We start from the raw sequence: 19,259 nt of genomic DNA, 5'->3' as shown, positions 1-19,259 counted from the left end.
ATGTTGACAGTGATAATCGTTATCAATAATGTTGGAGTAAGGTACACAACGATTTATCTTAGAATGACCGGCAAACACTTTTGAAATGAGGTACGTAATGTGAAAGTAGACGTTAATCAGTTAGCAGCGCATTTTGCACACATTCCTTTTCAAGTAGAAGGAGTATATCGATATGCTAGAAATCCAGGGGTTCCCCAGGCTGACTATACCGATTCTTTTCCTGGATTTGTATTTCCTCTTACAGGAAAAATACAATTTCAATTTGATGGTACGCCCTATATCTTTTCACCAGGAAAAGTTGTACATGGGGGTGCGAAAATGAAACTGGATCAAACCGTGTTTCATAGAACGGACTGGGAATACATCCTCGTTTTATACCGGATATGTAGTTCGGACCTCGAAGAGACAAGCTTTTCCCATCAGCACTTTGAATTATCAACGGGTCAGTCCCCACGTCTGATCGAATTAATCACGCGTCTTTGGCATGTGTATAATCAGCACGGAGGTATTTCAAAGTTTCAGACCGAGATGCTGTTTCGCGATGTACTGAATGAGACTTTAATATGTGTTGATCATAGGCAAAATAGTTGTGAATCAGATGTTTTATTCGAACGGGTCTCTACCTATATCCAAGAATACTATGACCAAAGTCTGACTGTCGCATCGCTGGCAGAACAAAATAACGTTAATCGAAATCGACTTTCCTACGTGTTTAGAAGACATGCAGGTATGGGTCCAGCAGAATATGTATTGAAATATCGTATAAACATGGCACAGCAAATGTTATTGGCAAGTGATGCGTCTGTACAACAGATAGCTGAGACCGTTGGCATTGCTGACCCCTTTTATTTTAGCAGAGTGTTCAAGAAACAATGTGGTATTTCTCCTACGGAGTATCGTCTGAAGTTCATCAATAATCCATCCTGATTTCAATAGGCATCCATGTTATACAAAAGCTTAAATCAGTATACTGAACATATAGGATTAATACATAGGAGGAATGACTATGCACTATCAAGCTATTCAATTGAATGAGGAATTTTCGAAATTAAACGATCTTTGGTCTCCAAAACTCATTGGTGAAATGAATGACTATCAATTTAAGATCGTTAAGATTGCTGGAGATTTTGAGTGGCATGTTCATGAGGAGACCGATAAGTTATTTTTTGTGCTCGAAGGAGAAATGATTATTGATTTTCGTGATGGGCAAGTGAAGATTTCCAAGGGCGAGATGTATATTGTCCCTAAGGGAGTCGAGATCAAACCTTCCGCCGAAAAGGAATGTCATATCATGTTGATGGAGCCTGGAAGCGAAGTAAACACTGGCAGGACTAAGGCCGAATAAGCGTCAGTTATTAGAACCAGGATGTCAATTTGCAATATCAGAGAGCCGATAACCGCGTAATAGGGGTTATCGGCTCTGCGTCTGTACGGCTAGCTCTTTGACATGCATTAATCAGTAGTCTCTCAGTTATGTCACTTGTTGCTGGTCTTCCTGATCAATTCCACACCATCGTATGCCAGACTTTCCACACTTGCTGCCTTCTGCAGTATGTAATGATCAAAAAAGTTCTTCGCATAGTCTGTAACAATATTTCGCATCTCCATGGCATCCCGTTCGCCTCTGAGTTCCTCATTAACACTAGTAAACACGATGTCACAGTAATCTAAATGTGCAACACGATCAACTGAGAAATAATAGGTTTCCATGCTATTGTTAGCGCCAATAATTGCATTCATATTATAGTTAGGTTCACAAAACAGTAACAAGAAGGGTTTCTTAAGATCGCTGTCAAGAAGGCCAAACGCACCGCTATCCAAGCCAATCCCGCAGGCGAACCGGTCGTCATCCCGGCAAACCATCGCCGTCGTAGGCCCTCCATATGAATGTCCGACTATACCCATGCCGATGTCAAGCAACAATCTGCCCTTAAAGATGGAATTCAGCTCTCCAGAGTCCAGTTTGTAAAGATAATCGGCTACATACCTTACATCTTCTGCCTGTGATTCACTATACTCTGTTATCTTGGAAAGTATCGGTAGTGCAAGCACGTTACGGCACATCTCAATGGCAGTTTCATCGTCAGGACGCATCTCCATCTTACCAGCCAACGCCAGCATCTCCGGATCTTCACCAAAGGCTGTAATGACATCCGAAAAACCCTTTGATACATTAAACAGGCGCCCATCTTTACGCTTATACATCGTGCTATTCTGATGGCCGATGCTTACCACAACATACCCCATGCTTGCCAAGTCTGTACAGAGCACTGTACCCCATTCTGGAGAACCGCCTCCACCGCACACATAGAATAACACTGGATAGCGCTTTTCCTTTCCGGAGAGAGCAAGGTCATCGTAACACTGGGTCTTGATATCTATAGAGAAAACATCCTTCAACGCGGTGACTAGTGGCTGCTCATTAAACATCTCGTAGACTTCAGGAAACATGTACGTTGATGTAGTCTTACCTTCGCTACTGTCAGACGGATAGTACACAAAAGCGGTCAGTTCTCTTTTGGAGTAATCCGATGCCATGTAATCAAAATCCATCTGGGTTCGACCGACAGTATAGCCGCCAATTGGTTCTGGAAATACGTCATAGGTTTTCATTTTCTTTCCCCCTTGAGATCGCTAACCATTTCAGAATATTTATGATCTTCAAGCAGCCCATGGCCCATAAATTTAGCAAAGTACTTGCTGATCTTATGTTGCAGCTTAGAGTCCTTAATATCGAATTCCCTAAAAAACAAGATTAAATTAAGCTGCATTGACTCAAACATAAAAGAAATCAGGTCGTCGTCAACATCAGGCCTTAGATATCCATCAACCCTCATTCGGCGTAAAATGTCCTTGATCATGGGGAATGACTCGCCCTTTAACACATTCACATATACTTTCAGCAAAATGTCCTCAGGAATATATGAAAATGTTTTAGTCAGTTTGATTTCCAACTCATTCAGTGGCTCGGTCACCATGCCATTAACGTTACCAAATAAGCCAGTAAGGAAATAGCTGTAAAGGGAATCTTCATCACTGTTACTAAAATATGCAGCTCTTTTCTGGGTCACATTACGTATTAAGTGGCAATAAAGGTCATCTTTGTCTTCAAAATACCGATAAAATGTTCCGGGGTGCATGGACAAACTATCCAAAACCATCTTCATAGTTATATCCTCGTAAAGATTATCAACAAAAAGATGCATAGCGCTATTCGATATTTCCTCGCGCCTTGTTTCGTCTAAACGAAAGAAAGTATTTTTTGGCATAGGCTACTCCTTAATATAAAGTGTGAACTGATTCACACTATACTGATAATATATTCACAAGTCAAGTCGTATTGAAATAGAGTGTTCACTCCATTCTCCCTATCATTCAGGCTGACCGGGAACAGCTTTAGACAGGAATTTGGTCCCTGAAAACAAAAAAAGCCGCTAAAATAGCGACTTTTAATGGTACTACGTTTTGTTCTTGGCTTCATTACAACCCGAGATGATCAGCGAGTCCTTCAACACCTGTGAAGATGGAATCCCCGTAACCCCAGAAGTTGTTGAAATCAATAATGTAGATTTTTTTGTTTTTAACTGCGTTAATGTTTTGTACCTGTTTGTTGGCAAGCAACTTTTCAATCGTCTGCTCAGGATCAATACCACCTGCATACCTCGAAATAATCATTGCATCCGGATTAATCTCGATTAACTTCTCCAGACTGAGTGTGCCAGTTTCATTAATCAGCATATTATGCATATTGATTAATGACATTGCACTTTCAATAAACGTATCACCATTTCCGTTGTAAATGCCAATAGTTCCATCACCATTATCCGAAAATGATGCATAGTTGATCGTTTCAGCGCTAGCTCGGGCCGACAAGGCATTCTCGCGTGCTTTAAGCTTCTCAATGTATGCCGCTGCATTGGCTTGTACGTTGAATATCTCACCTAATTCAGTAATATCCTGATACAGACTATCTAACGATGCATCAGGAACACTGGTGCTTTGTACATACGTTTTAATCCCCATATCATTCAAGCTGCTTACTGTACCAACACCCCAGTCCGCATCCTCAAACAATCCACCACGCCCTACAACCAGGTCAGGCGTAGCCCCTATCGTCACTTCCTTGCCTACATAGCCTTCAGCAAGCACTGGAATTTGTTTAAACTCGTCAGCAATATCTTCAGGTACACTACCAAACAACGCAGCTACCCCTACAAGCTTGTCTGTCAAACCAAGGCGAATCATCAGCTCGGCTGCACCCTGGGTATTGGCAACTACTCGTTCAGGTGCTTTGTCAAACGTTTGATCCTTCTTCACCCATGTGCCGTTCTCTGTCGTATAGTTTGAAACGGTTACCGGGTAAGTTGTTTCAGCAGGTGCTGAAGCATCTGCGTCGGTTTGTTCCCCATTTGTTACTTCATTCGTGGCGTTGCTCTCCGCAGCTTGCTGTGAACTGTCATTTGCATCTTTGCTGCCACCATTGTTGCTTGAACACGCTGCGAGCACCAGAATCATTGCAGTAATCAAACAAAGAAACATCCCTTTTTTAACGGATACTAACATGTAAATAATCTCTCCCTTTTCAATTCTCTCTTGTCTTTTAGACCAATATGTAAAATAACTATTGTCAGTATACAGTAAATATCGAAGCATGTAAATGAGAACAATAATCAATATCATTCATCTGATGGATAAAAAGAGCCCCTATGGGTGCCTTTTTGCCTTGGCCATAAATTTTAGTTCATGGAGCCTGGTGGCTCACAGAAAAACCAAGTCCATGTCCTTTGTTTAGGATTGAACTTGGTTTCTCTTTTATTTATCTATTCATTTCTTGCCTGATTAACCTTGGCGATAAGTTTATTAATAATTTCATCAGGTGAACGTTCATTCATCCATTGTTGACCGAACATTTGGAATACTTTGATCATCGGGAAATCTGCCCAGAATCCCACAAACTCCTCGTTAAGATAGACCTTGTCCGTAACGTGCTCGTTCATTTCATTCAAGCAATGCTCCAATTCCTTTTTCGCTACAGGATCACTCATCCATTCACTGAGTAGACTGAATTTGTGGAACGTGATTTCTTCCTTACCAAAGTCACAGTGCAGACGTTCCGTAATTCGGAGATCTTTGGACGAGCTGCCAAGTGAAATTTGGAAAAACCCGGTCTCAGCCACCCAACGGTTATACTTGGTGTTGTAATATGAGAAATCTCTCTCTTCCAGTTCAAAAGTAACCTTGCGTTTTTCACCCGGCTCTAGTTCAACTTTAGCAAAAGCTTTTAATTCTTTCTCTGGACGGGTCCATGTGCACTCTTCATCGTGAACATACAATTGAACAACTTCTTTCCCCTTGCGCTTTCCGGTATTTTTCAATTGGAGGGACACCGTAACACCGGTATGGGTCTGAGCCACTTCCAGATCCGTATAGAAAAACGATGTATAAGACAATCCGTGTCCAAACGGGAATTGAGGTGCCAGTTCTTTCCGGTCATAATATCGATAACCCACGAATAGGCCTTCGCGATAATACAGCTTGCCGTTCTCTCCGCGAATTCGCATATGTGAAGGGTTGTCCGACAGTTTGACAGGGAATGTCTCAGACAGTTTACCCGAAGGATTCGTCTGTCCGAATAATACATCTGCAATCACTTTACCCATGCCTTGACCCGACAACCAAGAATGAATCACACCAGGTACATGCTGTACCCATGGGCGCATCGCCAGTGCGGAGCCGCTGCTCGTTACGACAATACACTTGGGTTGAACTGCGGCTACCGCAAGAATCAATTTCACTTGATGCTCGGGAAGATCAATGCCTTGCAAATCATGCATCTCCGATTCCGCATATTCCGGTTGGCCAACAAACAATACAGCAACATCGGAATTCATGGCTAATGACACGCTTTCCTTGATTAGCTCATCATTGATGGAGTCATTCTCCGGGTAACCTTCTGCATAATTCAGGGTCATGGCATCGCCAGCCAGATTTTTTATCTCATCCCATGGAATATCGATTTTTGTAGGCGTTACCTTCGCACTGCCCGCTCCCTGAATTCTCGGTTTTTTGGCAAACCGTCCGATCACGGCAATCGACGCCACCGATTCCTGCTGCAAGGGAAGAATCGCGTTCTCATTTTTCAGAAGCACAATACTTTCGGCCGCCGCTTTACGTGCCAGTGCATGATAGTCCGAATCTGGAGAAGAATCCATGTCTTTTTTGCCCGTTACCCGCTCAACCAGCTTCAAAATCCGTCCCACGCTTCGATCCAACTGTTCTTCGGAAAGGCTTCCGTTCTGAACCGCTTCAATGATCGCTTTGGCATTGTAATTGGCGGGCCCCGGCATCTCCAGATCAAGCCCAGCCTTCAGACCGCGTATGCGATCATTGACAGCGGTCCAGTCGGATAGAACAACACCTTCATAACCCCACTCTTCTCTCAAAATGTCATGCAGCAAATGTTCGTTCTCACTCGTATACGTTCCATTCAATAAATTATAAGAACACATAACCGTCCAAGGGTCGGATTTCTTAATAATACGTTCAAAGGCGCTCAGGTAAATCTCGCGAAGCGTTCGCTCGTCGATTTCCGAACTGGTTACCATCTTTTCAAACTCTTGGTTGTTGCCAGCAAAGTGTTTGACAGAAGCGCCCACGCCTTCGCTTTGGATTCCGTTTATAAACGCGGCACCAAGTTCTCCCGTCAAGTATGGGTCTTCCGAGTAGTATTCGAAGTTTCTTCCACCAAGCGGCGTTCTTTTCATATTGACACCAGGTCCAAGCAGCAGCTCAACGTCCATCGTTTTTGATTCACGTCCCAGTGCCACACCAACTTCATACAACAATTCCGTATTCCACGAAGAACCGATGGCTGAACCCGTAGGGTAACAGGTTGCGGGTACATTTTCCGTTGTAATCCCCATTTCTTCATCGCTGTTCGTTTTACGGATGCCGTTTGTCCCATCGTACATATGAACTGGCGGAATGTTTAACCGCTCGATTCCTTTTGTCATCCACATATTCAATCCTGCGCAGAGTGAAGCTTTCTCGGCCAGTGTCAATGCCGTTAACAATTCATTGATTGATTTATCCATAATACTCACCCTTCTGATATCAATTTTGTTCTTGTTCTTTCTTCAGTTCCTGTGCATCATACAGTTTGAAAAACGGAAACCAGACAATAAATACAATCACCAGGACGACTGCCAGCAATATAAGCCCATTAAGTCCGGACATAAGGTAGGTGGACAGGCCGATCGGCGTGTACCATAGCTGGAAGATCTGGCTCGGGATCCGCACCCAACCCCAGTCGAGAGCCAAGTACACAATCACTGGCGTGATAAGTGAGTTAATCCACATCGGCACCATGAGTAATGGATTAAAGGCAATCGGTGCTCCGTACACGACGGGTTCATTGATGTTAAACAAGGATGGGATAATCGTCGCCTTGCCGACAGATTTCAGTTTTTTCGAACGTGCCATCAGGAACCAAACAACTAAGGGCAAGGTCGCTCCCATTCCTCCAATACCCAGCCAACCGGAGAAAAAGGTTTCAAATGTGTTGATATTGACCGGATCCTGTCCCGCTGCCACAAGAGCTGCATTTTCTTCGATGGCAGGTATCCAGATTGCGTACCAGATCGGTGTCATGACCCACGGGCTTACGCCGAAGGAATAAAGCACTACGCCAATAAAGTTGAACAATAAAAATCCGGTTAAACTTTGCCCTACGGCATTGATCGGCTCAAATACGTTCACGATCAGTCCAAAAATATCAAAATGAAGCTGATAAACAAGCACCCATCCTGTTGTTAATACCAGGGCGATCGGGACGAGAAAATCGAACCAGTCCATAATGAATTCGGGAAGTGAAGATCCCTTTTTGAAGAACGAAAATTTGTTACACATGATCATGACAAGAGCGACAAATACACCTACCAGGAGTGCTGTAATCATCCCCGAGGGTCCAAATCGTTCAAGGATAAACTGAATGGTACCGTCTTCGTTTACCGTCGGGTTAAGCAGCATAACGAACAGAGATATCCCCGTCATTCCCGCCAGCAACTTGATTTTGTGTCGTTCTCTTTTTTCCATCACGACATAAGGCGTCAGAAAAGCAATAAACAACCCGAGCAAACCAAAACTGAATGTCGTGATGGGTGTCAGGTCCGGCATTCCCGGAATGAAATCCTGCAAAATCGAAATCAATGTAATAATCGAACCGATGAAAATCATCGGAATGGCGACCATGATGGCTTCTTGAATCGAAGAAACCCAAATATTGTTCGTAAACGCCTCCAATCTTGGCGCAAACGAATCTGTCATCCATTTCATGAAACGCTTCATCCAAAACTCCCCCTGTCTTCCTCTGAGCTGCCACAACCATAGTATATCGATTTGTGTTAACGCTTTCTTGTTGGAACTTGCCGCATCATGGTTCGTTTTTTGCCCAATCCATCGCTATAGTTCTAGCTTGCCAGCCCGAACAAGAAATAAACAACAAAAAACATCCCTTCAATACTGAAAGGATGTCTTAAAAGCACTTTTTTTTAATATTGCCTGTCCAAAATGAGCAGCATTACCCCATGTGGTGGAAGCAAAATCTCTCTGCGCCAACTTTCATCTCTTACCATCTCTGCACCCATCACGGGTCCACTCCTGCCGTTTAAATAGGCGATTTCTTCTTCCGTCAAGGAATAGGGCGATCCCATGCGGGTCCACTCATCAAATACCGATCCGTGCTCCCGATCCAGTTGATAACTGGTGCATTTATAAGGTCCCTCGAGATTGCTCAGGGTAAGTTCATAAGCTTTGCTGCCTTTTTCCTCAAATACGTCATAGCGGGTTGAGCTGGATAATTCCGACCAATCTCCACTTGCAAACAGCTGGTCTACATGAACATAGTGATAGAACAAAAACTGCATGCTTCCATCTCTTTTTCGGGTTCCGACATAACCGTCTCCCTTGACCATCAGCTCATCCCCAAGCTTTTGCATGAGCTCAAATGCATAATAGCTGGGTTTCTTCAGCCCATCTCGGTTAATCAGGCCAAAACCTCCGTAGAAAGGAGAAGCGGGAACGATACTTTCTTCGAATACATCGGTAAAGGACCAGAAAGCCATCGCTTTCACGTCACCAAGTGTGTTCATGGTGTGGTAAATGACAAACGGAGCCATAAACATGGTATCATGCAGCAAGTTCCGGTCATACAGCGAAAAGTTCCACTCAGTGACATGAAGTTCAACATGACCGTACGATGACGCATTCATTTTTTGCCGCATAAGTTCAATACTTTCTTTATAAAAAGCAGGCGGCATGATTTGCGTTAAACGATCGTCTTCAACTTTTAGCTTGGGATACTCCGAATAGATGTGAAACGAATAAAAGTCGAGAGCCACTTCCCGCTTGCGGCAATAGGACAAAAATTCCTCAGCCCAGGTATCGTTCCAGAGAGATCCGTAACCCATAGCTGGCCCCCCCACCTTCAGTTCCGGCAAAATTGATTTGATTGCATGAACGGTTGATTCGTAAAACGCAAAGTATTCTTCCTTACTTCCTGCCCAACAAACACCCGCCAGGTCAGGCTCGTTCCATACTTCGAAATACCACTGCCTCACTTCTTCCGCTCCATAACGATTCAAACAATGGCGAACAAATTCACCAACAAGCGCCTGCCACTTGGCAGGGTCGGATGGCGGGCTAATATTCCCCCTCCACCAAAACAGCGTTTCTTTGGATCTTGAGAGCTGGCTCGGCATAAAACTTAATTCCACAAATGGCCGAACGCCCTGATCCAGCAGGAAATCATACAACTTGTCCACATATGACCAGTTATAGAGAGGGATGCCCTGCTCGTTCTCGCTGTACACCATCATCTCGTCATTGAAGATGCCGTGAAATCGAATATATTCAAAAGGTACTTTTCCTTTCAGCGCGGAGAGCTGCTTCCGCCAATCTTCACGCAAACCTTCAATGGCTCTCCCTGCCGTCATGGTCATATTCCAGTGCTTTTCGTAGACAGACGACGTCTGATCCCCACGAATTTCAATATAAGTTTGGTCTGACAGATGTACAGACGGTACAGGAAGCATGTCCTGATCGGCGTCTACCTTAGCATCCAGATATCGATACAGCGAGCCAATCGCATTCATCGTTTCCATTTCGTAATAATCTCCGCTTGAAGACTCCTCATACGTTTTGGGTTTGCGGTTCACATTCAACTGATGGAGTTCCGGTGTACGAGAAGCTTCCCGATAGGAACCGGGCGTGCAGCCGTACTTTTCCTTGAAGTATTTGTTAAACAGCTTTACATTGGCAAATCCGCAATCCAGCGCGATCTCCGAAATATTTTTATCGTTTGCTGCCAGCTGAGCCTGAGCCTTCTCCAAGCGAATGAGCGTCAAATACTTTTGGAAAGGTATCCCGATTTTGTCGGTGAAGAAGTGGGAGAAATAATGCAAACTTAAATGTTCAGAATGCGCCATATCCTGCAGTGTAATCTTCTCATTGTAGTGTAAATCAATATATGTGAGGACCCTGTTCAGTCTTTTATAGTCATAATCCCTGCTACCATCTTCCAATGCGGAATTAGTTCCACTGGAAAAATACCTCTGCAGGCATCCGCATAACATCTGTAATCTGCCCATTGTGAAATTTTGATAACCCGGCGTTTTTTTGTTGATCTCCCATACCATTTGTGCAAGATATTGTTTAATACTTTGCAGGCGAGGAGCGTTTTGTTCCACGTTCATAGCAGAGTTACAGGAGATAAACACATTATTGTTCATCAACTCGGGACCGAACTGCAATGTTAATAACACATTGTCCTGATTGGTTCGTTCGATCTTGTGGACGGACATACTGTTAACCACGATCATATCATCTTCATGCAGTGTATATTGCTGCTGGTCCAGATACATGATGATTGAACCGTGGAGAACATATACAACTTCCACTTCCTTGTGCCAATGAAAATCAATATGTTTTACCGAGTTCACGAAGAGTTTCATAGGCAGATCGTCCTGATGTTGAATAAACTCATATAGATAGCGAATTGTCTGCACCTTCCTTCATACCGATTATTATAAGCACAGCATTTTGAAGATATCAACAAACTAAACAGTAATAACAAAAGAGCCGATCAATTTAAGTTCAATTGATCGGCTCTTCTATATAAATGTTCAAACTACCTATTCAACTAGATGCAATGCTATCTTACCAACCGCGGTTGGACATGCGCTCTTCTGGAGCCAATTTAGAAATTTCGATCCCTTTCATAGGGGCGCCCAAGTTTTTGGATACTTCGGCAATCAGTTTGTAGTCTGTGTAATGTGTTGTAGCTTCAACGATTGCACGAGCAAATTTCTCAGGGCTATCGGATTTGAAAATACCTGATCCTACAAACACACCGTCTGCTCCCAGGTGCATCATTAATGCTGCGTCTGCCGGAGTAGCTACACCGCCTGCTGCAAAGTTAACGACAGGAAGTTTACCATTTTCATGAACTTCGCGCAGCAACTCATAAGCTACACCCAGATTTTTGGCTTCAGCGTACAGCTCGTCCTTGGACATGTTTTGCACTTTGCGGAGTTGGCTGTTAATTAGACGCATATGACGAACTGCCTCAACAATGTTGCCCGTTCCAGGCTCGCCTTTTGTACGAATCATCGATGCCCCCTCACCAATACGGCGAAGAGCTTCTCCCAAATCTTTGGCTCCACATACAAATGGTACAGTAAACTCATGTTTATCGATATGGAACACTTCGTCTGCAGGAGTAAGAACTTCACTTTCATCAAGATAGTCCACACCTAGGGATTCAAGCACTTTGGCTTCTATGTAATGACCGATACGTGCTTTAGCCATAACTGGAATAGAAACAACCTTCATAACCTCTTCAACGATCGTTGGATCTGCCATACGAGCTACACCGCCGGCTGCGCGAATATCAGAAGGTACCCGTTCAAGAGCCATAACAGCTGTTGCCCCTGCCGCCTCAGCGATTTTAGCTTGCTCTGCATTCATAACGTCCATGATGACGCCACCTTTTTGCATCTCAGCCATTCCTCTTTTTACACGATCTGTACCTGTTTGCATGATTGTAGTCCTCCTAAGTAACTTTTGGGTGATTTTCAATAAAGGCATCGCTCTAATCTATGATTTAGTATAGAATGAGAATGGTCATATAAAAAGATCCAATATTTTCGGTTTTTATTGTACCACTTTAATGATAACTCTGGAGGTCCTATGCAATTTCATGTAGCTTACAGTTCATATTTGAACCGAAAATATACGAAGATGAAGGCTCTCTATCATGCCATTCGTGATGCAATTCATGAAGGTAATCTTATACATGGCGAGAAGTTACCCTCTACTCGAGAGTTAGCTGCAACGTATCACATTTCCAGAGGAACCGTGAATCAGGTCTATGATACGTTGACTGCTCAAGGTTACATTCATTCAGAGCATGGAAGAGGAACCTTTGTTGCTTATCAGTTGGACTTAAGCAATGATGCGTCCACCGTCAAAGCTTGTACGCATCACTTATCCGCCTGGGGAAATCGTATTCAGCAGTTTGAACAGCAGACGACTCAAAGAAATGCACCAGCCAATGCTCATACACATGATTCCAGAATGAATAGCGACGAAGTGATCGACTTTAGCAAATATCAACCTGATTTCTCCAAGTTTCCTTACGATGAATGGAATAATCGATTGTATGCAGAGATAAGGCAGCGTGAGCATCACCTGAAAACAACCTCTGCCATGGTTAGTTCAACCGGGGATCCAAAATTGAGAGAAGCCATTGCTGCCTATCTGCGGAGGATGCGGGGCATTCAAGTTGATCCGGATCATATTGCAGTAACTGCAGGCTCCATGCAAGCTATAGCTCTACTCACTCAATTACTTGCAGATCCTGGGGATTATGTAGTGACAGAGAGTCCTTGTTATGTCGGGATTTCTAAAGCCATATTGGCTGCGGGTGCAAAGTTGATTGAAGCTAATCTCGATGGTCAGGGAGTTGTGCCCCAGGACTGGGAAGCACGTATGTTGTTTGTCACGCCGTCACGACAATTTCCTACTGGTGAAATGCTCAGCCTGGAACGCAGACAAACCTTGCTGGACTGGGCACAGCGAAATGATGCCATGATTGTTGAGGATGATTATGATAGTGAATTCCGATATCGAGGAATGCATGTTGAACCACTGAAAACACTCGATAAAGCAGGACGTGTAATCTACCTGGGTAGTTTTACAAAAACCTTACCTTTAGAGGTACGACTTGGTTATGTGGTTCTTCCCCCTACATTGGCAGATACCTTTAGAAAGGCACAGGCATTATACGAGCCAAGACCCGTCAACCTGATCGAACAACGGGCATTAGCTGCATTCATGACAAGCGGTCAATATGAGCGTCATCTGCGCAGAATGAATCGATTATACAGTCGGAAATTCCATCTGTTACTCAAACTTTTGAACAAGCAACTCTCTACATGGTTTGATTGGGTGGAGAATGAAGCGGGTCTACACGTGTTTGGTTGGTGGCGAGGTAATGTGACCACTTATGAGGCCTTTCGGGAATCAGCTCGGTCACAAGGTGTGGTATACTCAGAAGTCAGCAGTTCAACGGTTGTTGGTATGAAGTATGGTATCTATTTGTCTTTTGCACATTTGTCAGATGAACAATTACAGGAAGGCGTATCAAGATTAAAAAATGCCGTTACAACTGCATTGTGAGGTAAATCGTCTCCAAAGTGAGTACAAGAAGATCATCATTCGGAAGAGGGGCGATCGTTATGAATTGGTTAAATGAACTCTACAAAATGAATAAACAGGAACCGGACAAGGAAATCGAACGTTCTTTGGTTAACGCCATCTTCCGAATTTATGACCGGTTCCCACGTATCGGCCTTAGAGAGCGGATCGGACAGCAAGAAATGTCCCTCGATATCGCCGATGCTTATATCCATGGGCATAATGCCATGATTGAAGCTGGTGTCGGAATTGGTAAGTCTTTTGCGTACCTGATCCCAAGCCTGCTCACGAATCAAATGTCTCAGAAACCAGTCATTATAGCTACCTCCTCCATTCAGCTCTCGGAACAGATACATAAAGATTTAAGGATCATTGGTAGTCGGTTGGGATTCTCAACGGTTCGCTCCGTGGTGGGAAAAGGCATGGGTCAGTATGCCTGCCGAAGTAGAGCAGCGGAATTGATCAGTCTTGATGATGCAAACTCCTCCGTATCTACCCTTGCGCAGCGCATATTAGATTATGAAATTGATGAAAGAGCCGATATTAAAGCTGGAATTAGTGATGCCGAATGGTCCCACGTTTCCGTGAATGATTGCAAATTTGAACGTTGTCATCATAAAAATGCATGTTTGTTTTACGATATGAGAGCGAAATTAAATGCAAAGGCTCACGAGATTGATTTTATTATCGTGAACCAGGACTTGCTCATACGGGATTTGATGAAGAAAAAAGAAGGAACCAAGAGTATCATCTCAGAACAGCCTGCTCTGATCGTCATTGATGAAGCGCATAATCTGGAAGCAAAAGTTCGGGATGCCAGAACACTTGAGTTCACTTATCGAGGAATTTGCCGCATTCTGGATACCACGGTGCAGCTTCTCACTAAGCAATCCGGCGATAAAAGTCTCTTCTCACAATCCAAGTTCATAAAAAACTGCGCTGAGCGCATCTTCAAACAGGTAAACGCGGATTTGCTCCACCATGCCAAGCAGGATAACGACCGAATCAAAGTGCCGGAGATTAAAGGAATACCGTTGAACCAGGTATCGAATAATTTAAAAGATCTCAGTCTGCGCCTTTCCATTTTGACCTCCCGTCACGAGCGGGAAATAGATGACGCTTTTGAAGCCATCAACGGGCTCATTACCCTCATCCATGTCTTATCTGAAACAGAGGACAACTATCTCTTATGGGCTAGTAGCCCCTTGGGAGTAGCTACGATCAGCATCTGTCCCAAAGATATAAGCCAATTTCTGAAATACGCTTTATTTAATGGCAAGGTGCCTGTAATCCTGACGTCGGCAACGCTGTGCCAAGGCGGGGATACGCTGGAGGAACAATATTCTTATATGACGCACTCCCTCGGTTATAAGGGAGATTTCCTAGAGCGCCAACCCTCCCCTTTTGACTACACCAACCATGCCATGATGTATATTTCGAACAAAGTTCCCTATTACCACCACGATCAGCGCGAAAACTATCTTGAAGCAGCCTACAATGAAGTGGTTCAACTCTGTAATCTAACTCAGGGAAGAACAATCGTCCTTTTTTCAGCAAAAGAGGACATGAAGTATATTCACAAAAAGTTGATCTCAAGGGCTAATGAATACACATGGGCAGTCCATGTTCAAAAAGAGGGATCATCACAGGACAGTGTCATTGCCGATTTCAGGAAAAGCAAAGGTGTACTCCTGGGTACCGGTGTATTCTGGGAAGGTGTGAATATCGAGGGGTCTGACCTGTCACAGGTCATTATTTTCCGCCTGCCCTTTCCTGTCCCGTCGGACCCTGTTTATGAATATAAGGCATCTGTAACGGAGAATCCCTTCATGGAGGTGTTTGTACCGGACATGCTTCTTCGGTTACGGCAAGGAACGGGTCGTTTGATTCGTAGTGAAACGGACCTCGGCATACTCAGCATACTTGACTCCCGTCTCAGCGCAGCGGCTAAAAAGAGTTATCGGGAACAGGTGCTGGACACGTTGCCGTTCAAAAAAGTGACGGAGGATTTTGAGGTTTTAGAGAAGTTTGTCCAAAATAAAAGGATACGACGTACGGATTAGAAGTGGTATAACACCTAACCTTGAAAAACTGCCTAAATTACATGAAACGGCCCTTCCACTCATAAAGCGGAGGGGCTAATTTCATACTGTAGGATATATGCTACAATATATTCCAGATCTACGAATCCCAAAGGAGGCATTTACATGGTTGAAAGACCAACTAAAGAGGAATATGCAGCTTATTATGAAGGGTACATGCAGCTTGTTCCTGAAGGGAACATCATCGAACGCTTAGAGCTGCAAGCCAACATCATACCAACTTTGCTTTCTTCATTGACAGAGGAGCAAGCAAATTATCGTTACGCCGAAGGCAAATGGAGCGTGAAAGAGGTCATCGGCCACCTTTTGGATAACGAACGAATCATGAGCAGCCGATTGCTTCGCATCGCCAGAGGTGATCAAGCGAATCATCCCGGCTACGATCAGGACGTGCTTATGCAGACCCACCCTTTCAATACGTATACCGTAGCTGATTTGAATGAAGAATATGCCGTCACACGCCGCTCAACCATTCTTATGCTTCGTCGCCTTACGCCGGAAGCTTGGCTCTGTAGAGGAATCGTCAGTGATAATCCTGCTTCAGCTCGATCGATTGCATTTGTTATGGCTGGACATGAGCTCCACCATTTATCAGTACTTCGCGATCGCTATTCGTTAGATTTGAAATTATAAAATTCATTCGAAAAGACTTTGAACCTTCAATCTCTGTAGGGTCAAAGTCTTTTCTCATCAGTCGTTTTATCGTTCAAATTATCGTTCAAAATGAATCAGAAGTGTATCCTCTCCCAAAGATAACGTGGAATACTCATTCAGAATCGGAACGTCCCCATTGAATTCAATGGGCAGGACCACATAGCTGGATTGAAAGTAATCAAATCCGTTCCAGCGATCTGCAAAATACAGGTACTCCTCCGCTGATCGCTTCAGTACAAACGCTGGTTGCGTTCGGTACGTCGTTTCATCGCCAAAATCACTTAGCGTCCCCCATGGTCCATCCATCGTATCAGCCATCGCGTATTTCCCTTGATTGGGAGCCCAACCCGTGCAAAATGAGGTCAGCATATAATACTTCCCGTTCCGCTTGAAGACAGCTGGTGCCTCCCGATACTCCCCCTGCCACAGCTTTCCGATAAGACTTTCCACATTGAGATAATCCTCTTGCAGACGATAGATGTGCAGGTCCGCATTGTCTCTGGCAGCCGAAATAAAATAAGTCGTCCCGTCATCGTCCTGAAAGAGCGTGCAGTCACGCGACATATACCCGTACGGATTAAAGCTGCCATGATACACGAAATGACTATCCGGAGAATCCGATGTGGCAATGGCGCATGCGGCATCGTTGTAATGGTTACCATTCTCATAGTGAGCCCAGAGTACATACTTTTTGGTCACCGCGTTGAAAAGCACTTTAGGCCGTTCGAGATTTACTTTTCCACCTTTATCGTTCACTAATGCCAGATTTGTCCGAACTCGAATGGGTGCTGCTGGCGTAGAGGTGGTCAAGATATGGTTTCGAAACTCCCAGTTGAATAGATCTTTGGAACGGTAACAACTCACATATATATCGTCCCTCCGATCTTCGCCATACCAGTAATAATAGTCGTCATGGAATAACATATGTCCACCATGGGCATGGATCGGATTACCACTTGAATCATTCCAGATGCCACCATTGGTAATTTGAATATTCACATCGTTACCTCTCTTCTTTTAGGAAAATCGTTAATTGGTGCCCGATCCAAATACCTTCACTTCCCAAAGTCTTGGCGTGTACCAATTGTTGGGATTGTTATGAAGTGCCGCATTTTGCATATTAATTCGTACATACCTAGCAGCAGTGCTCGATAGCGTATCTGATGTGAAACCGTAAGATGTATTATTGGTTCGATCCAATGCCACGGTCCAGTTTACATTATCCGTACTGGTCTCAATTTTGTATTTGTAGAATCCCTCAGAGCCTTTTTGCATCCACCAGGAGATTTGCACATTATTTAATTGTTGAACAGAGCCGAGGTCGACCTTCCACCAATGTGGCCAGGAGCTGCCTGTGCCGATCCATTCGGTTTGATAGTTACCATCATTAGCATAACTTGCCGGGTTCGTTCCGGAGGCCGTTTGTGCTGTTGCAGGTTTACCTTGTGACAGCAGTTTTCCATTCTGAACGGGAACAACGACATCATTGCTCGTGTTGTACAGCACTTGATCAAAATAATCATAAAATGCGTAACCATCGGAGAACCAAACGGGAAGCAGTCGTTCCTCCGTTGTCCCATTTTGCGTACCTGCCCAGCCGAACATCCAGCGATACGCAACCATAACGACGTTGTTGCCCGTATCTGGCTTCACCCGCATGACGGAACCCGACTGCGCCGAGAAGGTAGACGTGTTACCAATCGTCCGTAATTCAGACCAATCTCCGTCTATGCTTGTTGCTGATGAATACAGGGGGATACTGGGGTACCAACCTGCCGCTTGGGAAGAGAACAAATAATAAATGCCATCTTTTTTGATCATCTTGGGCAGTTCCCTGTGTTGATTTTGATAAATAACAGAAACTTGATGATCCACATCCAACCAATCGGAGGTTAACTTATACAAAATCGTGTCCGAATTATTATTGGCCGTAGAGATCAGATACGCCGAATCATCATCATCTTTGAAAATGGAGATATCCCGAGATTGGTTCCCTTCCGGCCGAAAGCTTTTGTGAAATGTAAAGTCTTCTCCAGGCGTGGCCGAAGCCACCGATACTCTGGCAAGTGTGTAGTCTGTACTGTTTTCATAGTGAGCCCAAAAAACAAACTTGTTCGTGGGTGCATGGTAGAGGATATTGATGCCCTCAAATTTAGAATTCGCCAGATCAGGATGATCCGTGTAGGAAAGGACCACTTTATCGTTACCGTATGTGATGTCATCCGTTGATGTCTGTTGAATCATTTCGCCAAAACCGCCTGATGACTTTTGCACGAAATTGAATCTGTAGTAGGTGTCCCCAACTTTAAGTTCATTCGGGAGCATAAGCGTTGATTGCGTTGTGTTATCAAAAGTTGTGAGGTCTTCTGGAAGGCTGTAAGGGGTATATTCTGTCGAGACAGCGGAGGTTAACAAGGAAGTTCCGCCATATGCCTTCACTTGATACTTGTACGTGTTACCTATGTTGAGGTCATAATCATCCGTCGTTGTACCGGTTAAGGTCTGTAATAACGTATAAGGCGCATTGTTCTCGGATCTGTATAACTCGTATCCAGTCGCTCCCTGGACAGGTGCCCAATGAATTTTCGCATTGGATACTTCGGATTCATTCTTCAGGACAAACAGTGTTGCGGCGATCTTGGTCTCTTCACCAGCAGCAGCGTGAACGGTTTGAGCTGAGGACGTTAAATGCACTGTTAACAACATCAATGCAATGACGATAGCCATCCACGATTTACCTTTGATCAT

General features: G+C 44.1%; 14 protein-coding genes. 5 read left to right on the top strand and 9 right to left on the bottom strand.

What is annotated here, in order from left to right; all coding sequences use genetic code 11:
- Nucleotides 1-99 precede the first annotated feature (99 nt).
- Together MHI12_RS15475 and MHI12_RS15470 are read left to right on the top strand one after the other, a co-directional pair.
- On the top strand, nt 100-927 hold the full coding sequence (locus tag MHI12_RS15475; RefSeq protein WP_405172901.1) for a helix-turn-helix transcriptional regulator: 828 nt from the start codon (nt 100-102) through the stop codon (nt 925-927).
- Nucleotides 928-1,006: 79 nt separating this feature from the next.
- Entirely contained in the window at nt 1,007-1,345 is a 339-nt protein-coding gene (locus MHI12_RS15470; protein ID WP_405172900.1) for a cupin domain-containing protein, read from the top strand.
- Between the two features lie 131 nt (nt 1,346-1,476).
- On the opposite strand, the gene MHI12_RS15465 is transcribed toward MHI12_RS15470, so the two are convergent.
- The 7 genes from MHI12_RS15465 to pdxS form a co-directional block, all read right to left on the bottom strand.
- The gene (locus MHI12_RS15465) at nt 1,477-2,613 is read right to left on the bottom strand and encodes a choline esterase (RefSeq protein ID WP_405172899.1); all 1,137 of its coding nucleotides are present in this window, start codon (nt 2,611-2,613) and stop codon (nt 1,477-1,479) included.
- Nucleotides 2,610-3,269: a TetR/AcrR family transcriptional regulator gene (locus MHI12_RS15460; protein ID WP_405172898.1), complete on the bottom strand. Its 660-nt coding sequence runs from the start codon at nt 3,267-3,269 to the stop codon at nt 2,610-2,612. The genes MHI12_RS15465 and MHI12_RS15460 overlap by 4 nt, the downstream gene beginning before the upstream one ends.
- A gap of 211 nt (nt 3,270-3,480) precedes the next feature.
- Nucleotides 3,481-4,563, bottom strand: a complete 1,083-nt coding sequence (locus tag MHI12_RS15455; protein ID WP_405172897.1) for an ABC transporter substrate-binding protein — start codon at nt 4,561-4,563, stop codon at nt 3,481-3,483.
- Nucleotides 4,564-4,820: 257 nt separating this feature from the next.
- A complete protein-coding gene (locus MHI12_RS15450; RefSeq protein ID WP_405172896.1) occupies nt 4,821-7,094 on the bottom strand; it encodes a glycoside hydrolase family 3 C-terminal domain-containing protein in 2,274 nt (757 codons plus the stop codon).
- Between the two features lie 19 nt (nt 7,095-7,113).
- On the bottom strand, nt 7,114-8,346 hold the full coding sequence (locus MHI12_RS15445; protein ID WP_405172895.1) for a PTS sugar transporter subunit IIC: 1,233 nt from the start codon (nt 8,344-8,346) through the stop codon (nt 7,114-7,116).
- 203 nt (nt 8,347-8,549) lie between these two features.
- The gene (locus tag MHI12_RS15440; protein WP_405172894.1) at nt 8,550-11,009 is read right to left on the bottom strand and encodes a GH39 family glycosyl hydrolase; all 2,460 of its coding nucleotides are present in this window, start codon (nt 11,007-11,009) and stop codon (nt 8,550-8,552) included.
- 205 nt (nt 11,010-11,214) lie between these two features.
- Nucleotides 11,215-12,099 (bottom strand): pyridoxal 5'-phosphate synthase lyase subunit PdxS, encoded by an 885-nt coding sequence (gene pdxS, locus MHI12_RS15435; protein ID WP_200869424.1) that lies wholly within the window; start codon nt 12,097-12,099, stop codon nt 11,215-11,217.
- Nucleotides 12,100-12,246: 147 nt separating this feature from the next.
- Here pdxS and MHI12_RS15430 point away from each other — a divergent pair, with 147 nt between their 5' ends.
- The 3 genes from MHI12_RS15430 to MHI12_RS15420 all read left to right on the top strand — a co-directional run bounded on the left by MHI12_RS15430 (nt 12,247) and on the right by MHI12_RS15420 (nt 16,490).
- Nucleotides 12,247-13,737, top strand: coding sequence for a PLP-dependent aminotransferase family protein (locus MHI12_RS15430; RefSeq protein WP_405172893.1), 1,491 nt, complete (start codon nt 12,247-12,249; stop codon nt 13,735-13,737).
- A 59-nt stretch (nt 13,738-13,796) separates the two neighbouring features.
- Nucleotides 13,797-15,818: an ATP-dependent DNA helicase gene (locus MHI12_RS15425; RefSeq protein WP_405172892.1), complete on the top strand. Its 2,022-nt coding sequence runs from the start codon at nt 13,797-13,799 to the stop codon at nt 15,816-15,818.
- A gap of 144 nt (nt 15,819-15,962) precedes the next feature.
- Entirely contained in the window at nt 15,963-16,490 is a 528-nt protein-coding gene (locus MHI12_RS15420; RefSeq protein ID WP_341007534.1) for a DinB family protein, read from the top strand.
- A gap of 78 nt (nt 16,491-16,568) precedes the next feature.
- Here MHI12_RS15420 and MHI12_RS15415 read toward each other — a convergent pair whose 3' ends face one another.
- Together MHI12_RS15415 and MHI12_RS15410 are read right to left on the bottom strand one after the other, a co-directional pair.
- Nucleotides 16,569-17,510 (bottom strand): family 43 glycosylhydrolase, encoded by a 942-nt coding sequence (locus tag MHI12_RS15415; protein ID WP_405172891.1) that lies wholly within the window; start codon nt 17,508-17,510, stop codon nt 16,569-16,571.
- A 30-nt stretch (nt 17,511-17,540) separates the two neighbouring features.
- Complete coding sequence (locus MHI12_RS15410; RefSeq protein WP_405172890.1) at nt 17,541-19,259, bottom strand: discoidin domain-containing protein; 1,719 nt, start codon at nt 19,257-19,259, stop codon at nt 17,541-17,543.

Source organism: Paenibacillus sp. FSL H8-0280, assembly GCF_045040665.1.
Classification (GTDB): domain Bacteria; phylum Bacillota; class Bacilli; order Paenibacillales; family Paenibacillaceae; genus Paenibacillus; species Paenibacillus xylanexedens_A.
This window is presented reverse-complemented; position numbering and strand designations above follow the sequence as displayed.

Bases quoted from the DNA above. Each gene is read 5' to 3' on its own strand.
- MHI12_RS15460 (WP_405172898.1), bottom strand. From the start codon at position 3,269: ATGCCAAAAAATACTTTCTTTCGTTTAGACGAAACAAGGCGCGAGGAA.
- MHI12_RS15450 (WP_405172896.1), bottom strand. From the start codon at position 7,094: ATGGATAAATCAATCAATGAATTGTTAACGGCATTGACACTGGCCGAG.
- MHI12_RS15465 (WP_405172899.1), bottom strand. From the start codon at position 2,613: ATGAAAACCTATGACGTATTTCCAGAACCAATTGGCGGCTATACTGTC.
- MHI12_RS15445 (WP_405172895.1), bottom strand. From the start codon at position 8,346: ATGAAGCGTTTCATGAAATGGATGACAGATTCGTTTGCGCCAAGATTG.
- MHI12_RS15470 (WP_405172900.1), top strand. From the start codon at position 1,007: ATGCACTATCAAGCTATTCAATTGAATGAGGAATTTTCGAAATTAAAC.
- MHI12_RS15410 (WP_405172890.1), bottom strand. From the start codon at position 19,259: ATGATCAAAGGTAAATCGTGGATGGCTATCGTCATTGCATTGATGTTG.
- MHI12_RS15425 (WP_405172892.1), top strand. From the start codon at position 13,797: ATGAATTGGTTAAATGAACTCTACAAAATGAATAAACAGGAACCGGAC.
- MHI12_RS15455 (WP_405172897.1), bottom strand. From the start codon at position 4,563: ATGTTAGTATCCGTTAAAAAAGGGATGTTTCTTTGTTTGATTACTGCA.
- MHI12_RS15440 (WP_405172894.1), bottom strand. From the start codon at position 11,009: ATGAAACTCTTCGTGAACTCGGTAAAACATATTGATTTTCATTGGCAC.
- MHI12_RS15430 (WP_405172893.1), top strand. From the start codon at position 12,247: ATGCAATTTCATGTAGCTTACAGTTCATATTTGAACCGAAAATATACG.
- MHI12_RS15420 (WP_341007534.1), top strand. From the start codon at position 15,963: ATGGTTGAAAGACCAACTAAAGAGGAATATGCAGCTTATTATGAAGGG.